Below are 21,959 nucleotides of genomic sequence, written 5' to 3' on the forward strand. Positions count from 1 at the left end.
AGAATAGCGTATGAATGGAGGTACTGCATTGAAACCTGCAGGCGTAGTCCGTAAAGTGGACCAACTTGGAAGAATTGTACTGCCTAAATCGTTGCGTAAACGATATCAAATGAACGAAGGGGACCCTGTAGAAATACTGGTCCAAGGCGATCATATCATCCTGGAACGTTATCGGCCTCGTTGCGTGTTCTGTTCTTCGATGGAAGGCGTCGGAGAGTTCAAGGAGCGCTATGTATGCGCATCTTGCGTTAAAGACATGCACGGACTGTAAACATAACTAACCGGCACGAAAAAACCGTCCCAAGGGGGGACGGTTTTTTTTGCGCTCTTTTATAGAGAAAGCCGGATGTCTCTCCCGAAGGGAGGCTGCATCCGGCTTTTTAGAATCGTTCTTACAGTCCCTTAGTCTTGTCATCATTATAAGAAGAAGTCAATATGGACACGATGAACAACACCAGAACTAGCATTACGATCCAGAACTTATTGGACATGCCCAGCAATTCGAAATGCTCTGCCGCATTCGCAGCCGTTTCCGCAAGAAACATATTCCACACCTCCACTTAACTTCCCTTATTATACCCAACCCCTGCCGAAAAGAAAACGCAAAATGTTGTGAACAATCGAATATCCTTTGTGAGCAACTTCCGCGAATGGGAACGGTTATCCATGAAATAATACGTACAACGATTCAGAGCAACGACAATGAAAGCTCCGAACGACCCTGCTCTTGCGGGGTCGTTTTTTAATATCGTTCGGCATATAAATGAAATCGAGGCCGAGATCGATCGTCAAGGGAGGGGATCGCCTTGAGTTCAGTCATTAATTGGATGGGCGGATGGCCTAAGGAAGGGTTGGTTTCAGCGGCCGATTGGGAAGAACGCGTGGAGGCGGCCGCGGCCATTGAAGCGGCGGAGAAGCTTGGAGTCATCGAGAGAAAATCCGATCCGTTCGGGGAGGAGAAGCTTAGAGCGCAGCTGGCGAACGGTATATTAAGGGGAAAGACGGGAGGAGACGGCAACCAACTTCGCTTAAAGCATGGCGCGGATGGAGCGCTCGCTTGGCTCGTGGATAATAAGCTCGTTTCCGGGGATGTCGTGCTCACCGAGAAGCTCACGTCCAGGTCGGCCTTGCAGGCATTCCGCAAAGCGGGAATGAGGGTGGAAGCGGTGGAAGGAGACCGAAGGGGGATGGACCCGGAAGCGTTGACGACGGCGCTGTACAAGTACCGTCCGAGGTTGGTCTACGTTTCCCCCTCGTGCACGGAGCCCGAGGGGCTGAGTTGGAGTTCGGAATGCAGGACGGCGTTGCACAACAGATGCCGCGAAGCCGGCGTTCTTCTCGTAACGGACGATAGGCAAGAGTTACTGAACTATGAGCCCGGTTTCGTCATGCCGAACAGAAGGATTGAGGCTGGCGTCTTATCTATCGGCCAGCTGCCTCCCGGATTGGTAGCGGGGCTGCGGCTAGGCTGGGTGGCGGGAGCTGCCGAGCAGCTAATCGCCAGGACGGATGCGGCTAGCTCCCGTAAGGAGACGGGGGCGAATTCTTTGGAACACCGGGCTCTGTCCCAAATGATGGAGGAGCAGCCGCTAGAGCCGTTATTCGACATGCTACGTGTACAATGCGCGGAGCGGATGAGAAGAATGATCGAACAATTGTCGATCAGGGAGGTTCCCGATCTATCTTGGATCAAACCCGCCGGAGGGCTTCATTTATGGCTCACCCTACCGGAAGGTCTGGATGGAGAAGCCCTGCTGAGGGGGGCTTGGTTGAAAGGGCTGATCTTCCAGCCGGGTGCCCCCTTTTTCGTTAAGGATCCCCGAGTCAACACGCTGAGGATCACTCACGCTTTCGCAGACGAGCGTCAAATGAAGCAGGGCCTGGGAAGGTTAGCCGAGAGCATGGAGGAGTTTACGGGGCGCTGGTCCAGAAGTTAATAATTGCCGCCTACCGCATACAGGCGACCGTCCATCGCGACTACCTTGCGTTGCATGAGGCATTCATCGTTGCCGTTCAAGCAAGCTCCGCTTGTCGCGTCGAACGTCCAGAAGTGCAGAGGGCAGAAGAGGACGTCGTTATGGGGACGAATTTCTCCCCCGGCGTGGGGGCAAATCGCCAGAAACAAGCGATATTCGCCTTCGGGCGTGAGGACAAGCCAATACGGTTCGCGTTCGATCGTAACGGCTGCCGGAAACTCGGAGAAGGACTCCGTCGATCCGATATCGATATTTTGCTCGTTCATCTTGTGTATATTCCTTCTTCCGTTAGTTGGCTACCCGTTGCCGGCAAGTAATCGGAAGCCCACGGGAATTGATCGATCCATACTTTCGTGACGTCTCCGAATAGCTGCAAGGCGGTATGTCCGCCGGGCGTGAGCTCGTAGACGCCTTTCGTCAAACGCCTGAACCAGCCGTAGTAGTTCTGCCTAAGCAGGGCACCTGCAGTAGGGCAATTCGTCCAATCCCTTATCTGGCGGGGAGCGGAGGGGCCGTGACAGGCAAGCGCCAGGGCGCATTGAATGGATTTCTCCCGATAGGCCGTGACGAGCTTGCGTTTCGTGCTCCCGCCGACGTTATAATCGCCGCTGCGCGCCGCGAATTCTTTCAACAGCTTCGTTGCCTTTGCTTTATTCCGACCGACTTTTGCCGCTGAGTATGCTAGCGGGGATTCCGCGACCAGCGCTTGATCGGTTAGGGGCGGACTAAGGGCTACGAAACCTGCAGGTTCGCACCATACGTCGATCATCGGCGATTTGGTCCGATAGAACGTCACCGTAAGGAATCCGAGATTCAACCTACGGCAAAGCGCGGTAATCTCGCCGAATCTTTGATTGTGAGCTCCGCGCTTCGTGCGGTTGCGTTCGACGGCCAACCAGACGATCGAACCGGTTTTCTGACGGTCGACCCCCTGCAGCAAGAGGGGGAGAGTAAACGTCTTCTTCATCTCTACGATGACGGGTTCCGACAGGTCGGCTCGATAGGCGACAAGGTCGCAACCGCGGACTTCCGCTTTTACTTCGTAACCCCTTGCGGTAAAGAAGCCTTTCACCGGAGGATATAATTCGGTCTCAAATTTGACGGCCACCGGCTGTCCCTCCTACTCTTTCAACGGATAACCATTGGATTATCGCCATTATAGCACACGGATTTCCGTGAATTACACAATGTAAAAGCAATGTTAGGTCAAATTCGTCCGTTCCCTCGCATAAGTATGTATTACGTCAGGTCAAGAGTAGAGAAAGTTGCGAGGAGGAAGCGGCATGGACATCTTCAGTCGGATCTCAGAGTATCGGGCCGAGAGTGAGAAGCTAAGCTGGTCGGGCACTTTTCGGGATTACATCGATCTACTTCGCCGCGATAAGACTCCGGCGATGACCGCTCATGCCCGGGTATACGATATGATCGTTTCCCACGGGGTTGAGGAGCGGGGAGGTAGTAAAAAATATAAGTTTTTCAATTCGGAAATTTTCGGATTGGACCAGACGATGGAGAAGCTCGTCGAGGAGTATTTCCACTCCGCCGCGAGAAGGCTTGACGTGCGCAAGAGGATTTTATTGTTGATGGGGCCGGTGAGCGGCGGGAAGTCGACCATTGTCACGCTCTTGAAGAAGGGATTGGAGCAATACTCCCGTACGGCCAGAGGGGCCGTATACGCGATTAAAGGGTGTCCGATGCAAGAGGATCCTCTGCATCTCATACCAAGCGAGCTTAGGCCGGAAGTGGAGCAAGAGCTTGGCGTGCGCATTGAGGGAGATCTATGTCCCTCTTGCCAGATGCGGTTGCGCACGGAGTTCGAAAGCGATATCGAGAAAGTACCGATCGAGCGCGTGCTGATCTCGGAGAAGAACAGGGTCGGCATCGGCACGTTCAGTCCGTCGGATCCGAAGTCGCAGGATATCGCGGATTTGACGGGAAGCATCGACTTCTCGACGATCACGGAATACGGTTCCGAATCGGATCCGAGAGCTTATCGGTTCGACGGAGAGCTGAACAAGGCCAACCGCGGATTAATGGAGTTCCAGGAAATGCTTAAATGCGACGAGAAGTTTCTATGGAACTTATTGTCGCTCACGCAGGAAGGCAACTTCAAGGCGGGCCGCTTCGCTCTGATCAGCGCGGATGAGCTAATCGTGGCGCATACGAACGAATCGGAGTACAAGGCTTTCATCTCCAACAAGAAGAACGAAGCGCTGCAGTCGCGGATGATCGTCATGCCGGTTCCCTATAATCTGAGGGTGTCGGAGGAAGAGAAGATTTATACGAAGCTCATTGGCCAATCCGATATGAACCATGTCCATATCGCTCCCCACGCCTTGCGCGCCGCCGCTATTTTCTCCATTCTGACAAGATTGAAGGAATCCAAAAAACAGGGCATGGATCTGGTCAAGAAGATGCGGATGTACGACGGAGAGGAAGTCGAAGGCTACAAGGAAGCGGATCTGAAGGAGATGCAGAACGAATTCGCCGAAGAAGGAATGTCCGGCATCGACCCGAGATACGTCATTAACCGGATTTCCAGCGCGTTGATTAAACACAATTTACCGTGCATCAATGCCTTGGACGTATTGCGGGCATTGAAAGACGGGCTCGATCAACATCCGTCCATCACGCGGGAGGAGCGGGAGAAATATTTGAACTTTATTTCCGTTGCCCGCAAGGAATACGACAACTTAGCGAAGAAGGAAATTCAGAAGGCCTTCGTATATTCCTTCGAGGAGTCCGCGAGAACCTTGTTCGAAAATTACTTAGACAACATCGAGTCGTATTGCAACTGGGCTAAGATCAAAGACCCTCTGACCGGAGAGGAGATGGATCCGGACGAGAGGCTAATGCGTTCCATCGAAGAGCAGATCGGAGTTTCGGAGAACGCGAAGAAAGCGTTCCGCGAGGAAATTCTGATCCGGATTTCCGCTTATTCCAGGAAGGGCAAGAAGTTCGACTACAGCATGCATGACAGGCTCCGGGAAGCGATTGAGAAGAAGCTGTTCACCGATCTGAAGGATATCGTGAAGATTACGACGTCGACGAAGACGCCGGACGAGAATCAACTGAAGCGCATCAACGAGGTATCCAAACGGCTGATCGACGAGCACGGCTATTGTCCGGCCTGTTCGAACGAATTGCTTCGTTACGTCGGAAGCTTGCTTAATAGGTAATAACAGGTTGCGGTCTTCGCCCACTCGGGGGAGGCCGCATTTTTTTTGCCGTCCGTCAAAAGCAACCGTTAATCTTCCGATTGCGTATAGGTTATGGTGAAGAATTGGAGGAGGACAAGACCATTGGATAACGGAGCAGAGGTGCTTTTTCGAGCCCATGTTAGGGAAGCGGGATACGAGTCGGAAGATCCGATCGTGAAGGATGTCGTACTCGGCGTCGCCGCCGGAGAACGGGTCGGGCTTTTGGGACCTAACGGCGCGGGCAAGAGCACCATCATGAAGGGCTTGCTCGGACAGCTTCCGCATTGGAAGGGCGACATTTATTGGCATGGCAAAGAAGAAGACGTCGGCGGAATCGAGATGTCTTCGCGCATTGCCTACATTCCGGAACAACCCATACTGTATGAACGGATGACGTTATGGGAGCACCTCGTGCTGGTCGCGGCAGCCGGAAGCATTCCCGAGGAGATATTCAGGGAACGCGCGGATAAGCTTCTGCGCCGGTTCCGCCTTCATAAGGTTAAGCATGAATTTCCCGTTAAATTCTCCAAAGGAATGCAACAGAAAGTCATGCTGATTATCGGTTTCATGATCAAGCCGGAGCTCTATTTGGTGGACGAGCCCTTCATCGGGCTTGATCCCGGCGCGGTAATGGAACTGCTGGAAGCATTGGACGAGGAGCGAGATCGCGGAGCGGGCGTCTTGCTTACGACCCATGTGCTCGATTCCGCCGAACGACTATGCGACCGGTTCCTGCTTGTCTATGACGGAGGTGTGGCCGCATCCGGCACTCTCGCGGACATTCGAACAGCGGCAAGGTGCGGGGAAGACGCGTCGTTATTCGATTGTTTCGTGAAATTGACGAAGAACGCAGAGGAACTTACATGAAGAACGAACGCCATCTCGACGTATTCCCGATTAAGCGTTACGGCCCGTTTCCTCTATTCGTGGAACGAATGACCGCCTACTGGGTAGCCATCTGGAAATGCTGGAGAACCGTTCTCGACTGGGCAGTCTGGTTATATATATTTATTCCCGGATTGCTTATCTTCGGGGGGATGTATCGCGATTTGGTACGTAACCCTCCGGCTTGGCTATTCGATATTCCCGTCGCGTTGCTTCTGACTTCTCTTGCGGTCGTACAGCTTACGGGAAAATACAGAACGTTCGCGGAGTCCGGCGACGGATTATTCCTGCATCGCAACGCAAGGTGGAACCGCGGATTGTCCGCGTCCGGTTTTCTATACGGAATTATCGTCCGCGCAGTGGTCGCTACCGTCGTCGCTGCCGTTATCTCTCCCGTTTTAATCCGGATTTTCGAGTTTCCCGGCATATATGTAACGATTCTAGCCTTGTTGTCCGCGATCCTCGGGTTGAACTGGATCGTTCTAAGGGACCAGGTGGAGCGAAGGTGGAAGGGGTGGCGGAGAACGCTGATCTCGTTGCTCATCAGGCCGGTTTTCGTAGTTGTTTTCGTATGGGTAGCAACGCTAGGAGAACAGCATCGCGAGTTTGTATACGCGGCGCTCGTATTCGCATCGGCAACCGCGCTTTGGCAAATGAGGCTGCGCATCCGGAAGAAGGGGACGCTTATGCATGAGATCGCCGTCGAGAATGCCGCTTATATCGCGAACGTGGGCTGGATTCTCTCCGATTCGCTGGATAAGAAACCGTTACCGAAGCTGCGCAGGCCGGTCCTCTTCAAGCAATCGCGTCCTCTCATTAAGCATCGGGACGATGTCCATAGGCTGATCGATAGCTGGTTCAAGTCGGTACTGAGGCGATTCGACCTCCTGAAGCCTTTTCTGTATTTCGCGGGCGCCGGAGCCGTCGCGATTATTCTATCTCCGCTTCCGTTGGCGGTCATCGTATGGCTGGTTCTTCCGCTGTTGCTGCTGGCCATGTTGCAAAGACAATGGAAGCAATGGTTATCCGAGCCTTACATTGCGTTGTTTCATTGGCGGGAGGAGCTTCTCGATCAGGCTTCAATCAAAGTGAAAGTATGGGGAGGACTCCCATTAATTACGCTTTGGGCAATCGTTCTAGCCGTAAAAGCGGGAATTGCGCATGGAAGCTTTGCTTGGCTAGCCATTGTCGCGATTCCCGCCATCGGTTATTACTGGTTGAAGTTCTTGAGTGAAGTATTCGCTTCTTTCAGCAGCTTACGCGGAAAGAAGAAATAAAGCTATTTTAACGAATTTACAAGCTTGTTCAGCAATGTCCCGTTGAAATCTTGGCTGATTTCCCACAGCATGGCGCCGCCTAGCTTCTTAGTTTTGATATAGTCGGCCTTGTATGCAATGGATTCCGGATCTTCGTAGGTGACGAAGGTTCCGGTCGTTTTCTTATACAGCCAAGGGACTTTGGCCGTATCGTTCCAATATCGGACGAACCCGTTGCCGTTAATCCACCCCTGTTCTTCCAGATTACCGTACTCGTGGACTCCGTCGGCGATGACGCCCGGCGCTGCTCCGTTACAGGATTGATAGAGTCCTTGATTGGTCGTGCCGCATTCGGTCCAGCTTCTCCCGTATAGCGGGATGCCGAGTATCAACTTATCCGCGGGAACCTTCGCGCCGATATAAGCTTTCACGGTACTGTCGATGTTCGATTTGGCGCTGGCCGGATCGGCGGGGTCCGCATAGAGCGGCGCCAAATGATTGCTGCTGCTTTCCCAATCTCCATGATAGTCGTAGGTCATGAGATTGATCCAGTCGGTCGTCGCGGCGACCTTGGCGATCTCGGTCTGGTTCGCGAATCCGGTAAAAGCTCCAGCGGCTATCGTAAGCAAGTAAGCTTTGCCATCTGCGGCTTCGGCCGCATCCAGCTTGTCCCGAACGGCCTGAAGCAGCAACGTATAGTTGCGTTTGTCTTCGGGCCTTGTTACGTTGGAGGCCAATCCTCCGGCCACCGGGTACTCCCAGTCGAGATCGACGCCGTTGAAGCCGTTGACTCTTAGGAACTGCACGACGCTATCGGCAAATCTATTGCGAGAATAGACGGTAAGGGCCGCATCCGAGAAATCGCCGGACCAAGTCCATCCGCCGACGCTGATCAGCGTTTTAAGATGGGGATTCGTTTCCTTAAGCTTGCGAAGCTCCCGAAAATTGCTTGTATCCGTCAAAGGATCCCCCATGACGACCTGGCCGTCCTGAATGTTTGCGAAAGCATAGTTAATATGGGTGATGCTTGGCGCGGCGATCTTGGAAACCGGATAATTCTGATAGACCGCCCAAGATGGATAGTAGGCGATTACTTTGTAGGGGCTGCTAGGATTGGGTACAGGCTCCGTAATCGGCGGTTGCGGTATCGTGTTCGAGCTCTTGGGACTCAGCGAGATGGTGTACGTCGATGCTTGCCAACTTAAGTTCAGATTCAGAAGCGTCGCCATAGGGCGAACAGGCAAGAACAATTTTCCTTGTCGAAGAACGGGAGGCACGGTCAAATAGACCTGAATCCCGTTCAATCGGGCCAGTGTGCTGTTGACGTCCATTACGAGGGTCAAATCCGGCTTGGCAAGCTTGAATTGGGTTTTGTCGATCCATTCGATACTCAGGCCGATAGGTTGGATAAAAGGGCGAGTTTCCACGTAGGTATTGGCATTCAAAGTAATCGGGGGGGCAGCGAATACGATGCGGGTATTCTCGTATGTAAGTTTGATTTCGTTGCCGGCATGGCTCGATTGGGGCGGTAAAGCCGCGAATCCGATGACGATCAACAGCAGCATCAGGCGGAGCCGGGTTGTATTCGCTTTCACTTGTCGCTCTCCCTCCGGTAATAGAAGCTCGCTTGCGAGTCTATTGAATAAGTAGTTACTACTTATTTTCCGGGAGATAGGGAGAGGAGTAAATGCAAAGAATATGGATAAATAGGAAATATATTAAACTGCGGTTTGCGGAAGAGTGACGCGAAATAGAGTGGTCCCGTTCGCATCGTCCGACTGCAGGCTCAGATCCCCGTTATAATGTTTAACCCGTTCTTGGACGATCGCCAGCCCGAGTCCGGAGTGCCCTTCTCCCTTGGTGGAGTAACCCGGCGCGAAGATGCGTTCCCGCTCGGCCGAATCTATCGTTCGGCCTTTGTTGGAAACTTGCAGCTCGATACGGTCCTCCTTGTTAATAGAGATCGATGCATGTACCTGGCGCTGTCCGAGTGGGAGATTCGATGTTTCGTCGAACGCATTGTCCACAAGGTTTCCGAGTATTTTGACCACGTCGATCACTTTGACCGTCGTTTCTTGAGCATTCCATCGATCGGGAAGCTCGTAGGTGAAGGAAATGCTTTTCCCAAGCGATACTGTTAGCTTAGCTTGAACGAAAGCAGCAAGAGCCGGAGAGGAATGATGAACGATATCGCTTACGTCGCGAGTCTCTTTAACCAATTCGGACACGTATGACTTCAATTGCTCGGTCCGGTTCATCTGAACCATCGTATGGATGACTTGCACGTGATTTAGAAAGTCGTGGCGCTGACCGCGAATGGACGTGAACATGTCGTTGATCTCTTCGACGTAAACCTCCTGCGTCATCCTCGCCGCTTGCTCCCTCGTTCGGATGAGAAGGCGGATGATGGAGACTAGTGCTAGGAGACTGACGAATATGATGACGTAGATGAAAATGGAATTTCTAGCCTGGTTATTATCGGGAGTATATTGCAGAATTTGCAGTGCTCCTAAAAGGACGAATTGAATGAATATAAAAATAATTACTTTCGTTAACGTGCTCCTTTCATTTTTTAATACTATAGTGAATAACCTTTTTGCGGAAAATAGATTCCGCTTGTGGATAAACCAGGAAGCGACTAGCAAAACGAGTAATTCGGGATATAAGACGGTAAGAAGCTGATATAAATGATCTCGGATCATATCTGCATGGGAAGAAACACCCATCACATAAATTAAAATACTTCCTGATATTAAATCTGTGAATACGCCTAAAACCAAAGAGAATAACATTAGGAAAAGCTTTTGTTTCGTCCCGATTTCTTTGAAAATAATAAATAGAAGTAATAATCCAGATACAATGGTATTGATGAAATGAAAAGGCAGTGGCAATGCTAGAATCAAGATATCAGTATAAATAGAATGAATAACTGTCAATATCGCGATTCTCTTAATTAATTTAGGAGGTCGGATTTCTAAAAACGAAAAACAAAACACCCAGAACACGAAGGTCTGAGGTTGAGAAGCCAAGAGGTTAAGTTTAAGAAAGTCAAAAAACTCATGCACGCCGTTATCTCTCCTAATTATAAAAACTATGGATATTTTATCTAATTATTATTGAAATAAATGTAAGAATAACGTCAGAATACATTGATATATTTCTAGTACTATTTTATTATAATGTACTAGTTCAATATGTACAGAAATAACAGCGATATTTAGACTGAAATGAATATTATTTATTCTTCGTTTTTGCTATTATAGATTAAGAACCATTTCATCTGTCATTTGAGTCGGAGGCTCGTAAAATGCAGTTTATACAATTCATTTTTGCATCAATGTTAGAGTACATAACCTTTTCGATATTCGCCATGGTTCTTTTTCGGTTTTCTGTTAAGGAACACATCGTTAAGTTTTGTTTATCGTCATTTATTCTTGCTTTAGTCTCAAACACTCTGCAAGTTGAGTCGTTGCAAAATATCTCCCCGGTGATCAATGTATTTCTCCTAGTCTTCTTGTTATCGATCATTCTTAGAATCAGGCTTCTTCATTCCATAATTATGGTCATATTATCCTACTTAGTATATACCTTAGTTCAATGGTTACTGCTGACGATCTTCATCAAATTTGGTCTTTTTAGCGAAATTAAACCGTATACATTTAGTGGATATATCCTTCAAGCGTCATCGGCTGCTATGTTGGTACTCATTTCGTATTTTATACTTGTCACAAATGGCGGATTCAGTTATATACGCGCAAGCAGCAGGTTTTTTAAGGAAGAGGTAAAAGGGAACAGGCTATTCTTAGTCACGCTAGTTATATCGTTATTCGTAGTTTTCGTCGTTAATGCAATGTATATAGGATCCGTAGGTTTACCCCAATATTTTTACACGATTGCAATAGTAATTATTCTTGTTTTGGTGATATTAATTTATTTCTCTACCCGAAAGGATAATAAAAATGATAAATAAATTATCCATGGGATTAGCAACATATCTTAAGCAGGTTGACGCGCAGAATACGCCAAGTATTGACGTGATGAAATATTCACTATATATCATTCTGCATAACTTATTTACAATAATTTCAATTACTTTGGTAGCAATTATTTTTAATGAACCAATGGCTACTCTAATGGGATTGATGTATTTCATATTGCTGAGGATATTTGCGGGAGGATTTCATCTTCATTCATCCACATGGTGCACGGTACTATCAATTTTATTCGTTTGCATTGCGCCATATATACATTTTACGCAAATGTGGACACTGATTATTACCGTAGTATCCGTTGGTATTATAGCGATACTTGCACCGAGAAACTTTAAAGGTTATGCTCGAATTCCAGAGAAATATTATCCATTTCTAAAAATAGCGGCAGTGTTGATTGGTGGAAGTAATTTATTTTGGAAAGATTCAACGCTGACTTCCATATTAGTGTTGCAATCGATTTTACTTTTGCCTAAAGAGAAAGGAGGCGAATAAATTTGAAAAAGAAATTATTAGTCCCGTTTGCGAAGCTACTAGGATTATTTGCGGTTGTATTCGTCAGCACAGCTTGTTTGTGGATTATGCATAGACCTGAAATACCGGAAGAGTTAAGGGGTTAGTTTGAAACTTTCATATACTTATGATGGAAGGGGTGAATTCATGACTGAACAAATCCGCTTGCTGGATCGCGACGGGAATCCATGCACAGTAAATATCGAGGATCTGATTGCGATAAAGCCTTCGGCGGATGGTCCTGAGTTCTTTACGAAGGATGACAAGTATTTCTATCCTACTACTTTGGACGAATTGCTTATATTGTTTAAGGAATCAGGCTTCGAACGACTGGATAGAACAAATATTGTCAACATGAACCACGTGAATTCATTTGATCGCAAGGCTCGCAAGGTATATTTCGATCATCCGGTGACTGCGGATAGTAAATTCGCGACCGTATCGGAAGCGAACGTAAGCAAAGTAGAGCACTTGGCTAAGGAAGACAGCGCGAAGTACAAGACAGCCTTTCCGAAGCCATCATTATTTTGGAAAAAATAAGTGTGGGTCATTTCTGGAAAACAAGCCGCCGAGCCGCCGAGGTTTGGTTTTTTTATTTTGATTGTTTATAGTTATTTCCTATCAATAAAATAGTTTATATATATTTAACTTATAACGGAGTGTCATGTTATAACATACCTATCATGAATTCGTTACGGGAGATGATCGGGTATGGAAAATCAAGAGAACCGAAGGGACCTAAGTCAAAAGGTGAATTGGGAAGCGGATCGTTACGACGAGTCGATGAGTTTCGTATCGCGATATGGCGAAGATATCGTGAAATGGTTAAATCCGCGGAAGGGGGAAACCATCGTCGATTTCGGGTGCGGAACCGGAGATTTGGCCGCCGAGATCGCGCGAAGCGGGGCGGAGGTTCTCGGAGTGGATATTTCCCCGGAAATGGTCGATAGAGCTTGGAGGAAGTACCCTCATTTGAGCTTTCTCCAAGCTAACGGAATGGACTGGAAAGCGGAACGGTCCTACGACGCCGTATTCAGCAATGCGGCCCTGCATTGGATGAAGGATCCCGAAGCCGCAATCGCAAGCATGATCAGCGGACTTAAGCCCGGAGGAAGATTGATCGCGGAGTTGGGTGGGCATCGTAATGTTTCGACCATAATCGAGGCGACACGGCAATCCTTAAGTATGCATGGCCGAGAGGATGCGTTCGTTATGCCTTGGTATTTTCCTACTGTGGGAGAATACTCTTCCTTGTTGGAAAAGGCGGGTCTGGAGGTGCAAAGCGCACTGCTCTTCGACCGTCCAACGGTTCTGCAAGAAGGCGAAGACGGAATGAAGGGCTGGTTAAGGATGTTCGGTTCGGCGATGTTTCCGAGCGCTGGAGAGCAGGAAGCCGCACCATGGATAGAAGAAGCCGCAAGCAGGCTCAAGCAAACCCGGCTATACGATGAGGGGACATGGACCGCGGATTATCGCAGGCTAAGAATAGCGGCGGTTAAACTAGCGTAAATTGAGCATAATCCGATAAAAATAACACCGCAGAGTTCATTGACTTAGTCGATCAACTCAGGCAGAATGGGGACATCTTAGTTAGCGGGGACGGTATGACATCATGAAACTTCTCAAGAGCTGGTATGGCATTCTAATACTCGCTCTCCCATCCTTATTCGCATTCGCAACGCAAACGCTTACAGGTACGGTTAATTTAATTTTGGTCGGCGACCTAGGCTTCGTGGTTATTGCCGTCGTTGGCGTTTCCAACATTATCATGTACAACGTATTCGCCATATTTTCGGGAATCGGACATTCGGTCAACTATCTTGTCGCTCAGAATTTCGGCGCTAAAGAGATGGGCAAGGGGATGCAGAGAATGTATCTCGCGCTGCTTGTCAGCGTAGGGGTGGGTGTGGTTATCGCTTTAGCCGGATGGCTGGCGAGCGGAGCCGTGCTCAATCTAACCGGCGGCTCCGATAACCTGGTCGAAACCGGCGGCGGATACTTGGAGCTGCGGTTCTATGCGATGTCTTTCGGAATTATCAGCTTTGTTTTTCATGGTTTTTTCCGTGGGGTCGGCGACACTCGGACGTCGATGATCGTATCGATCGTGGCGAATGTCTTGATGGTCGCGTTGACATACGGGTTAACTTACGGTCACTGGGGATTGCCGGATCTTGGGATTATCGGCGCGGGTTATGCCTTATTGATCGGAGAAGCGGTTCAGCTAGCGATCTGCCTTGCCGTATTCTGGGGACCGATGCATAAGCGCTACCAAACAAGAAAGCTGCAGAAACCGGATTGGCGCGAGTTAAAGCTGATTTCCCGGGAAAGCGGCAAGCTCGGATTGCAAGAATTCTCGATGAGCGTCTCTATGTACATATTCACGATTTTCGTACTAACGTTAGGCGAAATGGCAACCGCGGCGAACGAGGTCGCTTTAAGCGTCATGTCGTTCGGGTTTATGCCCGCGTTCGCGTTCGGCTCCACGGCGACGATTCTCGTAGGCCAGGAAATCGGTCAAGGAAGACCGCGATTAGCGAAAATGGCCGGAACGAATACGGCTATACTGGGGACGATATTCCTTATCTGTCTCGGAACGGCGGAATTAATATGGGCAGTGCCAATCGCGAAGTTATATAGCGACGATCCCGGCGTTTACGAGTTGGCTGCTCATTTGATTCAGGTATCGGCTTATTTGCAAATATTCGACGGATTTTACAATTTCTATGCCGGCGGCTTGAGGGGAATCGGCGACACGACCTTCCTCATGCGTTCCTCGTTCGTTCTCAGTCTCTTCTTGTTCGTGCCTTTAACGTATCTGTTCGTGACGGTTTTCGATTGGGGAAGCATAGGAGCTTGGCTTGCACTGTATTCGTTCCTTGTGGCTCTCGGGCTAGCCGTCATGATTCGATACTACAGAACGGACTTCAACGAAGTAAGAATGAAGGAAGCGCACGGTTGATTATCGCCATAGTGAGCAAGAAGCAGACCGGTCTCTTGGGAGATCGGTCTGCTTCTTTTTATTCCGCGACATTAACCGTTCACGACTTCTCCGCCGTTGACGTGCAAGACTTGTCCGGCCATGTAGGACGAATCCTCGCTGGCAAGGTACACGTAAGCCGGGGCAAGCTCGTCCGGTTGACCGGCTCGCTGCATCGGCGAGTCGGCTCCGAATTTGGCTACCTTCTGGGCATCGAAGGTAGAGGGGATGAGCGGAGTCCAGATGGGACCAGGAGCAACCGCGTTAACTCGTATTCCTTGTCCGATGACATTCAAGGCCAAGGAGCGGGTGAAAGCGACTTGAGCGCCTTTGGTAGAAGAATAGTCGAGCAAAGTCGGGCTTCCGCGATAAGCGGTTATCGATGTCGTATTGATGATGGTGGAGCCTGCGGACAAGTGAGGAAGCGCGGCTTGGGTAAGATAGAACATACCGAATACGTTCGTACGGAAAGTTCTTTCCAGTTGATCCGGGGTAATCTGCTCGAGCTTGTCCTGAGGATGCTGCTCCGCGGCATTGTTGACGACGATGTCCAACCGGCCTAAACCATTGACGGCTTGATCGACCGCCTGCTTGCAAAACGCTTGATCTCCGATATCTCCTCGGATCAACAAGCAGCGTCGTCCTTCGGCTTCGATCTGGCGTTTCGTCTCTTCCGCGTCCACGTCCTCGTTTAAGTAAATGACGGCGACGTCCGCGCCTTCCTTGGCATAGAGAATCGATACGGATCTACCGATTCCGCTGTCGCCCCCGCTAACGATGGCGACCTTGCCGGTCAGCTTGCCTGCCGGGCGATAGACCGGAGATTCGGCCTCGGGTAGCGGATTCATATTTTGCTGGATTCCGGGTTGTCGGTTCTGGTGCTGCGGAGGGAAGGAACTCGGGCGACTGGGCGATTGCGTCTGGGTACCGAGAACGGGCTCGGTCGAAGTACCTTGGGAAATCGTCATGGTTAATCGCTCCTTTCTTATAGAAATAGAATAAACAAAACCGTCTATTCTTACGCATTGACTTATTTATTCATGTTTATTTTACTTAAGCTTAACTTTCATTTAAGGTTTGTCCTCCATGATAGATTCATAGGCAGCGACAAGGAGGATGATAGGAATGAATGAACAGAACGCGTTCGATAACGCCGAACATAACCCGCCGGTGACATCTTACATTCACGACTCCGCTAAAGAAATATCCGATTTGAGGTCTTCTTACGAAAAGGAACTCGGCAAACATACCGATATGATGCAACAATACGCAAATAGGGGGAGTGACCCGAAACGAAAATCCGCCAATTCGATGAGAGTCATGCTTGCTGCATTCTTGGTTGGCGCGGTTGTCATCGGAGGATTCTCCTATGCGGCGGACAGGCAGAATTGGTTCGGTGTCGAGGGTAAGGCTATTATGAATAGCCATATCAATGTCGCCGGGAGTTCGTCGCTTCAAGATCCGGGATTAACTTCGGCGGTAATCGGCGACAAAAGCATCGCATCGGTGTATGATACGGCAAGTCCGGCTGTCGTGAAAATCGAAAATTACGCTACGGTAAACTCTCAGATGAACCCGAATACCCGTAATCTATTCGGGGGTGACCGGAGCGAAGGTCAACGGCAACAACAGTCGAATGGGCAGATTGAACTGGTCGGCTCCGGCTCCGGATTTATTTTCAAGGACGATGGCTACATTCTAACGAATGAGCATGTTATCGCCGGGGCGGCGGAAGTCAAGGTTACGGTCGAAGGGTACGATGAGCCGCTTACCGCGAAAGTCGTGGGTTCGGATCCTAGTCTCGATCTGGCGGTACTGAAGGTGGAAAACCCCGAAAACAAAGCATTTCATTCCCTGACTTTAGGACAATCGGACGCGACGAATATCGGCGATTGGGTAATCGCGATCGGCAATCCGTACGGATTCGATCATACGATAACGATGGGAGTACTTAGCGCTAAGGATCGTCCGATTACGATAGCGGATGAAGAAGGCGACCACAAATACGAGCATTTGCTCCAAACCGACGCTTCGATCAATCCCGGCAATTCGGGCGGACCGCTGTTGAACGAGAAAGGCGAAGTCATCGGAATTAACACCGCGGTGAATGCCGAAGCCCAAGGGATCGGATTCGCGATCCCGACCACAACGATTGTAGACGCGCTAGGCGAATTGATGCCGGCTTCGCTGTAACGATAACGCTAAGAAGCCGTCCTAGGGCACAATGGGGTTCGAACTCCATTATGCCGCAGGAACGGTTTCTTTTTTTAGATGCTTTTGCGATTCGTTTTCTTGCCGTCGCAGCTGAACAATATTTTCTTGTCGTCGGAGAACGTCTCTAGGTGCACGTGTTTCCCCCACAACTGAACCAAGTATGGGAGGGTGCGTTCCACGTACTTCAAATCGAGCTCGGTGCCTTCGTAACTATGGGTGATATAGAGCTCGCCGTTGCGTTGATAGTCTCCGTCCGTCACCTCGAGATAGGGGAAGCCTCCGTTCACGCGAGAATAAACGAGTTGATCGCGTATGATCTCCCACGTTTTCTCCGTGATTTTCCACTCCTGGCCCTTCTTCTCGAAAATATATAGATCCAGCTCTTCCGTAAGCTCCTTGGTCAAGTAGTTGCGAAGGAAGGAGGGATCGGAATCGAGCTCGCGGACCTCGAATATTTTCTCCTGCCCGAATCTCTTCTCGATGTCCTCGAAGATCTTAAGTCCGAGATAGTAAGGATTCAGCGAATGGCGCGATGGTTGCACGACGGCAGAGTTCAGCTTGGCGTATTCGATCGTCTCTTCGCTCGTGAGCGGCAACTCCCGCATGATCTTCTGATGCCAGTAAGAAGCCCAGCCTTCGTTCATGATCTTAGTCTCGATTTGAGGCCAGAAGTAGAGCATCTCCTCGCGCAATATGCTCATGATATCCCGTTGCCAGTCCTCCAGATGGGAAGAGAACTCTTGGATGAACCACACGATGTCCTTCTCCGGATCGTGCGGGAATTTACGCATTTCCGGAATTTCCTCGGAGCGGATTGCCGAGCGGTTGGCATCCTCGAAGCTCTCGAGCTCCCAAAGATCCTCGTAGGGAGATTGAGGGGCTGTCGGCGAATTTCTATCTTTGGGCTTCTCGCGTTTTTGTTGCTGGGATACGTATCTTTTGCGATCCAACCCGTAAGGCTTGCGAATCGCGGGATCGACGTGCTCTTGGATGGCCATGACCGCGTCGAGGAATTTTTCGACTTGAGCGGTACCGTATTCGATCTCGTATTGGCTGATCCTCTCCGCCGCCGCCGACATGCTCTCTACCATGTTGCGGTTGGAGATGGAGAAACGGGCGTTGTTCTTGAAGAAATCGCAGTGGGCCAGCACGTGGGCGACGATTAATTTGTTCTGCACCAAGGAATTGCCGTCGAGCAGAAAAGCGTAGCATGGGTTGGAGTTGATGACGAGCTCGTAGATCTTGCTGAGACCGAGATCGTATTGCATTTTCATCTTATTGAAGGTCTTCCCGAAGCTCCAATGGCTGAAGCGTGTCGGCATTCCGTAAGCTCCGAAAGTATAGATGATATCCGAAGGACAAACTTCGTAACGCATGGGATAGAAATCGAGTCCGAACCTTTCGGCGATCGAAGTAATTTCCGTTATGGCCTGTTCTAATTCCAGCTGTTCCTCTTCCCGCATGCCGAGTCAAGCCCCCTATCGTATGCAAAGATTCCACCACCTTATGTATATGTGGGTACTCTCGGGAGTGTGCTTGGAATATAGAATGAAAAAAACACCCGAGAAGGGTGCTTTTTCGTATAGTTGGAATGAAAAGGTTGATCTCAACCGATTAGATTAGTCGATCAGGCTCATTTCCCGAGTCCGTGACCCTGTTTCCTGGGATCCCACCAAACTTCCTCCAGAACCCGCATCGTGTTGCCGCCGATCGCTTTAACGATGTCCTCGTCGGAGTAACCGTGCTTGACGAGCCAACGGACGATGTTCGGAAAGCAGTCGCCGGGATTTTCCAAGCCTTGGACGTATTCAACCTGCTCGTAAGGATGCGATCCCTTCGAAGCGGATAACGACAGCGCTTCGGAGAGAGCTTTGTGTATGCCGACGTGGTCGCCGAACAGCGTGTCCGGTCCGAACGAAACGTGATCGATGCCTACCAGATCGACGCAGTATTCGAAGTGCTCCATGAACGATTCGATATTATGTCGGGGGTGTTTCTGAGTAATCGTCGTATGCGGCGCCGCTTCGATGGCGACGACACCGCCTTTGGCCGCGCAAGCCTTAATGACGTCATCCGGCTTGAGCCGGTTGGTGTCCCACAGGGCGCGGGCGCCGGCATGGGTAATGAAAATCGGTTTGTCGCTTGCTTCTATCGTATCCAACGATGTTTGGTCGTTGGAGTGGGAGACGTCGATGGCGATGCCGAGCTTGTTCATACGGGCGACGGCTTGTTTGCCGAAGGCCGTCAACCCGCCGCTCTTTTCCTTCAATCCCATACCAAGAGCGTTGCCCTCGCTATAGGCGATACCCATGCAACGAACTCCGAATCCGTACAGGATATCGATGCGGTCTAGTTCGTTCTCTATCATCGCCGCGCCTTCAAGAGAAGGGACGAAGGCGATTTGTCCGTTCTTTTTGGCTCTGCGGATGTCGTCCGTGGTCAAGCCGAGAATGACCATATCCTGGTGGGCGATATCGCTCAGCCGCATGCCCAGATCGTACAAGACGTCATCCCACTTCCAGCCGCCGCGGGAGGTGATCATCGCCGTTCCGTTCATCAGGTTGTCGAATACGCAGTCCAGTCCAGAGCGGGCAAGCCCTTCGAAGCCGGTGAAATCGCGTCCCCAGCGCCGAAACTCAAGGAATTCGCCAAGATTGGCCGGGGATTTGAAAGTATGCTCGTGCAACGAAATAACGATGTTCTCATCCATCAGCTTCTTGGCTCTTGCTTCCTCGTCTTCGCTAACGGGAACGACGTAATCCGGAAACAAGGTCGTTTCCTTGACAAGCTCGAAGCTTTTGAAGTCGGTTCCCGCGTCAAGATACTGATAAGATTGGTAGCCACGGTATATTTTCTGATTCATGCTGTCGTCACGCCCTTTGTCGTTAGTGGTTTGAAACGATCTCGCCTATAAACTGCCTGACTTCCGATAGGAACTTCTCGCGTTCCTCGTTCTGCGGCGAGTGGCCGCTATGTTCGAATACGACGAGGCGGCTGTTCGGAATTTCGCGTGCCATTTCCTCGGAAGCTTCCAACGGAGTAATCCAGTCGTGCCTTCCGCAAAGAATGAGAGTAGGCGCTTCGATCGTTCTTAAACGGTCGACGAGATTGAAATGGGGCTGATTGCGGGAAAATGCCCAGTTGTGCGTTTCGTATCTGAAAGCGATCGAATTCAAGTGGTCATCCAAATCCTTCTGCGTAAAGCTGACCCAGTATAGAGGTAAAATGGCTGCGTACATGGCGCGGAAATCTTCGTTATCCCGAGCTTCTCCGTTGAAAATGCGGTCCAGCATTTCCTGAGTAACGCCTGGCAATCCGCTTTTGAGCGCTCGTTCGTGAGCCGTATAGCGGTAGGCATTGGAAGGCGCGGTGTCGCGCAGCACGATGCCGGCTACGTTCTGCGGATAACGAAGCGCGTATTCGAGAGCCAAATATCCGCCATAAGAGCCGCCGGCGATGATAATCTTGCCAAGGCCAAGCTGTTCGCGCAACGCTTCCGTGTCGGCATTGAATTGTTCGTGGCTGTAGGGCTCCGCGTTATCGGATTCGCCGTTGCCGCGTTGATCGTAGGAGACGACGCGATAGCCTTCCGAAGCGAAAGCGCCGAAGACGTTGGCGTCGTCATGTCGGGAGCCGAGACCTGGCCCGCCGTGAAGGGTAATGATCGCGGGACCATCGCCCTGATCCTCGACCTGAAGCCTAACTCCGTTGATATTCAATTGTTTCAGCATTGAACCGACTTCCTTTCCTTCAAGATATCAATCTCCTGTTTGAGGAATAAAACAAGTTTGACTCATTCAAATGAAAAAATCAAACATTTATGATTTTAAACTCGATTTTGTTCAACTTTATACAAAAATAACGGATGTTTTTTATGAATAACTTGATATTATTCGTTAATTTATAAAAAGTGTTTGACTGAATAAAACAAAGACATGTACAATGAATCAAAATATGACCGTGCCAATGGCCACTCGCGCATCGGCGAAAGCGGTAGGAGGAGGGGCAAGCCGTTGTCTGATCACGAACCTGCGGTATTGGATCAAAAAGCCGGCGAATCCAGATACGCTATCGAATCGGTAATGAAGACGCTGCAGGTATTATTTTCTTTTTGCGAACCGCCTTACCGATTCAGTATCGGGGAATTGGAAACTATTACGGGGTTATCGAAAAATCAGGTATTCCGCAGTTTGAAATCTTTAGAAGAGTTCGGGTTGCTGCGAATGGAGCCGGGCGGTTATTACTTGGTTACGGCCATCGCTTACAATCTGTCTCTGGCGGCCGAGCCCGACGCACCGCTGGAGGAAGTGGCGCAACCGATCATGGTTCAGCTGCAGCAAGAAACCGGCGAGACGGTAAACTTATGCTGTCTATTGGAAGGGCAATCCACGATCATTGCGCGCCGTCATAGCAAGCAGGGAATCAGATTGATGTCCCGTCTCGGTCAACGCTCGGCGTTGAATGCGGGCGCAGGACCGAAGGCGATGCTTGCCTTCCTTTCGCCGGACGAGCAAGAAACGGTGCTCGGAATGCTTCCTCACTATCAGAAGCTGACGGAGAAAACCATTACCGACCCTAATTTGCTTCGCGTAGAATTGGATGAAATTCGCAAGCGCGGCTACAGCATCAGCGATCAGGATTTCGAATGGGGAGCTATCGGGGTAGGGGCGCCGATCTTCGGCCGCAACGGCAATGTAATCGGTGCGATCAGCGCGGGCGGACCCGTCTCCAGAGTCGGACAACAATCGCTTGCCCGACTCGGCCAACTGACGGTAGAAGCGGCAGGGAAAATTTCAAGAATTCTTGGTTATTTACCGGGTAATGACGGCGAGAGAATCATGAAGCCGGGATTATGATGTTAGATTAAATAGCGAGATCCGGGATGTGAATATTTGGAGTCGGGGTAGACATTGACGGTAATACCCTGCTATGTGAATATTTAATGTACT

21 protein-coding genes are annotated in these 21,959 nt (G+C 50.1%); 12 read left to right on the forward strand and 9 right to left on the reverse strand.

What is annotated here, in order from left to right:
• The first annotated feature begins 28 nt into the window (after positions 1-28).
• Positions 29-271, forward strand: a complete 243-nt coding sequence (locus tag DFP95_RS07675) for an AbrB/MazE/SpoVT family DNA-binding domain-containing protein (RefSeq protein WP_115992011.1) — start codon at positions 29-31, stop codon at positions 269-271.
• 121 nt (positions 272-392) lie between these two features.
• Here DFP95_RS07675 and DFP95_RS28845 read toward each other — a convergent pair whose 3' ends face one another.
• On the reverse strand, positions 393-545 hold the full coding sequence (locus tag DFP95_RS28845) for a hypothetical protein (protein WP_181907333.1): 153 nt from the start codon (positions 543-545) through the stop codon (positions 393-395).
• A gap of 261 nt (positions 546-806) precedes the next feature.
• On the opposite strand from DFP95_RS28845, the gene DFP95_RS07680 reads away from it, so the two are divergent.
• A complete protein-coding gene (locus tag DFP95_RS07680) occupies positions 807-1,937 on the forward strand; it encodes an aminotransferase-like domain-containing protein (protein WP_147304147.1) in 1,131 nt (376 codons plus the stop codon).
• Here DFP95_RS07680 and DFP95_RS07685 read toward each other — a convergent pair.
• Together DFP95_RS07685 and DFP95_RS07690 are read right to left on the reverse strand one after the other, a co-directional pair.
• The gene (locus tag DFP95_RS07685; protein ID WP_115992013.1) at positions 1,934-2,242 is read right to left on the reverse strand and encodes a Rieske (2Fe-2S) protein; all 309 of its coding nucleotides are present in this window, start codon (positions 2,240-2,242) and stop codon (positions 1,934-1,936) included. The two genes, DFP95_RS07680 and DFP95_RS07685, sit on opposite strands and share 4 nt — an antisense overlap.
• Positions 2,239-3,084 (reverse strand): DUF2161 domain-containing phosphodiesterase, encoded by an 846-nt coding sequence (locus DFP95_RS07690; protein ID WP_115992014.1) that lies wholly within the window; start codon positions 3,082-3,084, stop codon positions 2,239-2,241. The genes DFP95_RS07685 and DFP95_RS07690 overlap by 4 nt, the downstream gene beginning before the upstream one ends.
• Before the next feature lie 175 nt (positions 3,085-3,259).
• Between DFP95_RS07690 and DFP95_RS07695 the strand changes: the two genes are divergently transcribed.
• The 3 genes from DFP95_RS07695 to DFP95_RS07705 all read left to right on the forward strand — a co-directional run bounded on the left by DFP95_RS07695 (position 3,260) and on the right by DFP95_RS07705 (position 7,338).
• Positions 3,260-5,155: a PrkA family serine protein kinase gene (locus tag DFP95_RS07695; protein ID WP_115992015.1), complete on the forward strand. Its 1,896-nt coding sequence runs from the start codon at positions 3,260-3,262 to the stop codon at positions 5,153-5,155.
• Positions 5,156-5,278: 123 nt separating this feature from the next.
• A complete protein-coding gene (locus tag DFP95_RS07700; RefSeq protein ID WP_245987462.1) occupies positions 5,279-6,043 on the forward strand; it encodes an ABC transporter ATP-binding protein in 765 nt (254 codons plus the stop codon).
• The gene (locus tag DFP95_RS07705) at positions 6,040-7,338 is read left to right on the forward strand and encodes an ABC transporter permease (protein WP_115992017.1); all 1,299 of its coding nucleotides are present in this window, start codon (positions 6,040-6,042) and stop codon (positions 7,336-7,338) included. Before DFP95_RS07700 ends, DFP95_RS07705 begins: the two co-directional genes overlap by 4 nt.
• A 2-nt stretch (positions 7,339-7,340) precedes the next feature.
• Here the strand turns inward: DFP95_RS07705 and DFP95_RS07710 are convergent, their stop codons facing one another.
• On the reverse strand, positions 7,341-8,912 hold the full coding sequence (locus tag DFP95_RS07710; protein ID WP_115992018.1) for a glycosyl hydrolase family 18 protein: 1,572 nt from the start codon (positions 8,910-8,912) through the stop codon (positions 7,341-7,343).
• A 123-nt stretch (positions 8,913-9,035) separates the two neighbouring features.
• Entirely contained in the window at positions 9,036-9,683 is a 648-nt protein-coding gene (locus DFP95_RS28850; RefSeq protein ID WP_181907310.1) for a sensor histidine kinase, read from the reverse strand.
• 1,593 nt (positions 9,684-11,276) lie between these two features.
• On the opposite strand from DFP95_RS28850, the gene DFP95_RS07725 reads away from it, so the two are divergent.
• The 5 genes from DFP95_RS07725 to DFP95_RS07745 all read left to right on the forward strand — a co-directional run bounded on the left by DFP95_RS07725 (position 11,277) and on the right by DFP95_RS07745 (position 14,778).
• Positions 11,277-11,801, forward strand: coding sequence for an accessory gene regulator ArgB-like protein (locus DFP95_RS07725; protein WP_115992021.1), 525 nt, complete (start codon positions 11,277-11,279; stop codon positions 11,799-11,801).
• Positions 11,802-11,803: 2 nt separating this feature from the next.
• Complete coding sequence (locus tag DFP95_RS29790; RefSeq protein ID WP_220376354.1) at positions 11,804-11,926, forward strand: cyclic lactone autoinducer peptide; 123 nt, start codon at positions 11,804-11,806, stop codon at positions 11,924-11,926.
• A gap of 40 nt (positions 11,927-11,966) precedes the next feature.
• Positions 11,967-12,359 carry a LytTR family transcriptional regulator DNA-binding domain-containing protein gene (locus DFP95_RS07735; protein ID WP_115992023.1) on the forward strand — a complete coding sequence of 131 codons (393 nt, stop codon included), beginning with the start codon at positions 11,967-11,969 and terminating at the stop codon, positions 12,357-12,359.
• A gap of 171 nt (positions 12,360-12,530) precedes the next feature.
• Complete coding sequence (locus DFP95_RS07740) at positions 12,531-13,328, forward strand: class I SAM-dependent methyltransferase (RefSeq protein ID WP_115992024.1); 798 nt, start codon at positions 12,531-12,533, stop codon at positions 13,326-13,328.
• 103 nt (positions 13,329-13,431) lie between these two features.
• Positions 13,432-14,778, forward strand: coding sequence for an MATE family efflux transporter (locus DFP95_RS07745; RefSeq protein WP_115992025.1), 1,347 nt, complete (start codon positions 13,432-13,434; stop codon positions 14,776-14,778).
• Between the two features lie 71 nt (positions 14,779-14,849).
• Here DFP95_RS07745 and DFP95_RS07750 read toward each other — a convergent pair whose 3' ends face one another.
• Positions 14,850-15,764 (reverse strand): SDR family oxidoreductase, encoded by a 915-nt coding sequence (locus DFP95_RS07750; RefSeq protein ID WP_115992026.1) that lies wholly within the window; start codon positions 15,762-15,764, stop codon positions 14,850-14,852.
• 157 nt (positions 15,765-15,921) lie between these two features.
• Between DFP95_RS07750 and DFP95_RS07755 the strand changes: the two genes are divergently transcribed.
• On the forward strand, positions 15,922-16,989 hold the full coding sequence (locus DFP95_RS07755; RefSeq protein ID WP_181907311.1) for a S1C family serine protease: 1,068 nt from the start codon (positions 15,922-15,924) through the stop codon (positions 16,987-16,989).
• Positions 16,990-17,063: 74 nt separating this feature from the next.
• Here DFP95_RS07755 and DFP95_RS07760 read toward each other — a convergent pair whose 3' ends face one another.
• The 3 genes from DFP95_RS07760 to DFP95_RS07770 form a co-directional block, all read right to left on the reverse strand.
• Positions 17,064-18,473, reverse strand: a complete 1,410-nt coding sequence (locus DFP95_RS07760) for a SpoVR family protein (RefSeq protein ID WP_115992028.1) — start codon at positions 18,471-18,473, stop codon at positions 17,064-17,066.
• Between the two features lie 170 nt (positions 18,474-18,643).
• Entirely contained in the window at positions 18,644-19,873 is a 1,230-nt protein-coding gene (locus DFP95_RS07765) for a dipeptidase (protein ID WP_115992029.1), read from the reverse strand.
• A 22-nt stretch (positions 19,874-19,895) separates the two neighbouring features.
• On the reverse strand, positions 19,896-20,741 hold the full coding sequence (locus DFP95_RS07770) for an alpha/beta fold hydrolase (RefSeq protein WP_115992030.1): 846 nt from the start codon (positions 20,739-20,741) through the stop codon (positions 19,896-19,898).
• A 282-nt stretch (positions 20,742-21,023) separates the two neighbouring features.
• Here DFP95_RS07770 and DFP95_RS07775 point away from each other — a divergent pair, with 282 nt between their 5' ends.
• Entirely contained in the window at positions 21,024-21,866 is an 843-nt protein-coding gene (locus DFP95_RS07775) for an IclR family transcriptional regulator (protein WP_220376355.1), read from the forward strand.
• Positions 21,867-21,959: the final 93 nt, after the last annotated feature.

It is taken from the genome of Cohnella lupini (assembly GCF_003386205.1).
Classification (GTDB): Bacteria; Bacillota; Bacilli; order Paenibacillales; family Paenibacillaceae; genus Cohnella; species Cohnella lupini.

Excerpts from the sequence above, each read along its gene's own strand:
- DFP95_RS07740 (WP_115992024.1), top strand. The coding sequence starts at position 12,531 with ATGGAAAATCAAGAGAACCGAAGGGACCTAAGTCAAAAGGTGAATTGG.
- DFP95_RS28850 (WP_181907310.1), bottom strand. The coding sequence starts at position 9,683 with ATGACGCAGGAGGTTTACGTCGAAGAGATCAACGACATGTTCACGTCC.
- DFP95_RS07705 (WP_115992017.1), top strand. The coding sequence starts at position 6,040 with ATGAAGAACGAACGCCATCTCGACGTATTCCCGATTAAGCGTTACGGC.
- DFP95_RS28845 (WP_181907333.1), bottom strand. The coding sequence starts at position 545 with ATGTTTCTTGCGGAAACGGCTGCGAATGCGGCAGAGCATTTCGAATTG.
- DFP95_RS07695 (WP_115992015.1), top strand. The coding sequence starts at position 3,260 with ATGGACATCTTCAGTCGGATCTCAGAGTATCGGGCCGAGAGTGAGAAG.
- DFP95_RS07755 (WP_181907311.1), top strand. The coding sequence starts at position 15,922 with ATGAATGAACAGAACGCGTTCGATAACGCCGAACATAACCCGCCGGTG.
- DFP95_RS07685 (WP_115992013.1), bottom strand. The coding sequence starts at position 2,242 with ATGAACGAGCAAAATATCGATATCGGATCGACGGAGTCCTTCTCCGAG.
- DFP95_RS07765 (WP_115992029.1), bottom strand. The coding sequence starts at position 19,873 with ATGAATCAGAAAATATACCGTGGCTACCAATCTTATCAGTATCTTGAC.
- DFP95_RS07745 (WP_115992025.1), top strand. The coding sequence starts at position 13,432 with ATGAAACTTCTCAAGAGCTGGTATGGCATTCTAATACTCGCTCTCCCA.
- DFP95_RS07725 (WP_115992021.1), top strand. The coding sequence starts at position 11,277 with ATGATAAATAAATTATCCATGGGATTAGCAACATATCTTAAGCAGGTT.
- DFP95_RS07735 (WP_115992023.1), top strand. The coding sequence starts at position 11,967 with ATGACTGAACAAATCCGCTTGCTGGATCGCGACGGGAATCCATGCACA.
- DFP95_RS07770 (WP_115992030.1), bottom strand. The coding sequence starts at position 20,741 with ATGCTGAAACAATTGAATATCAACGGAGTTAGGCTTCAGGTCGAGGAT.
- DFP95_RS07760 (WP_115992028.1), bottom strand. The coding sequence starts at position 18,473 with ATGCGGGAAGAGGAACAGCTGGAATTAGAACAGGCCATAACGGAAATT.
- DFP95_RS07750 (WP_115992026.1), bottom strand. The coding sequence starts at position 15,764 with ATGACGATTTCCCAAGGTACTTCGACCGAGCCCGTTCTCGGTACCCAG.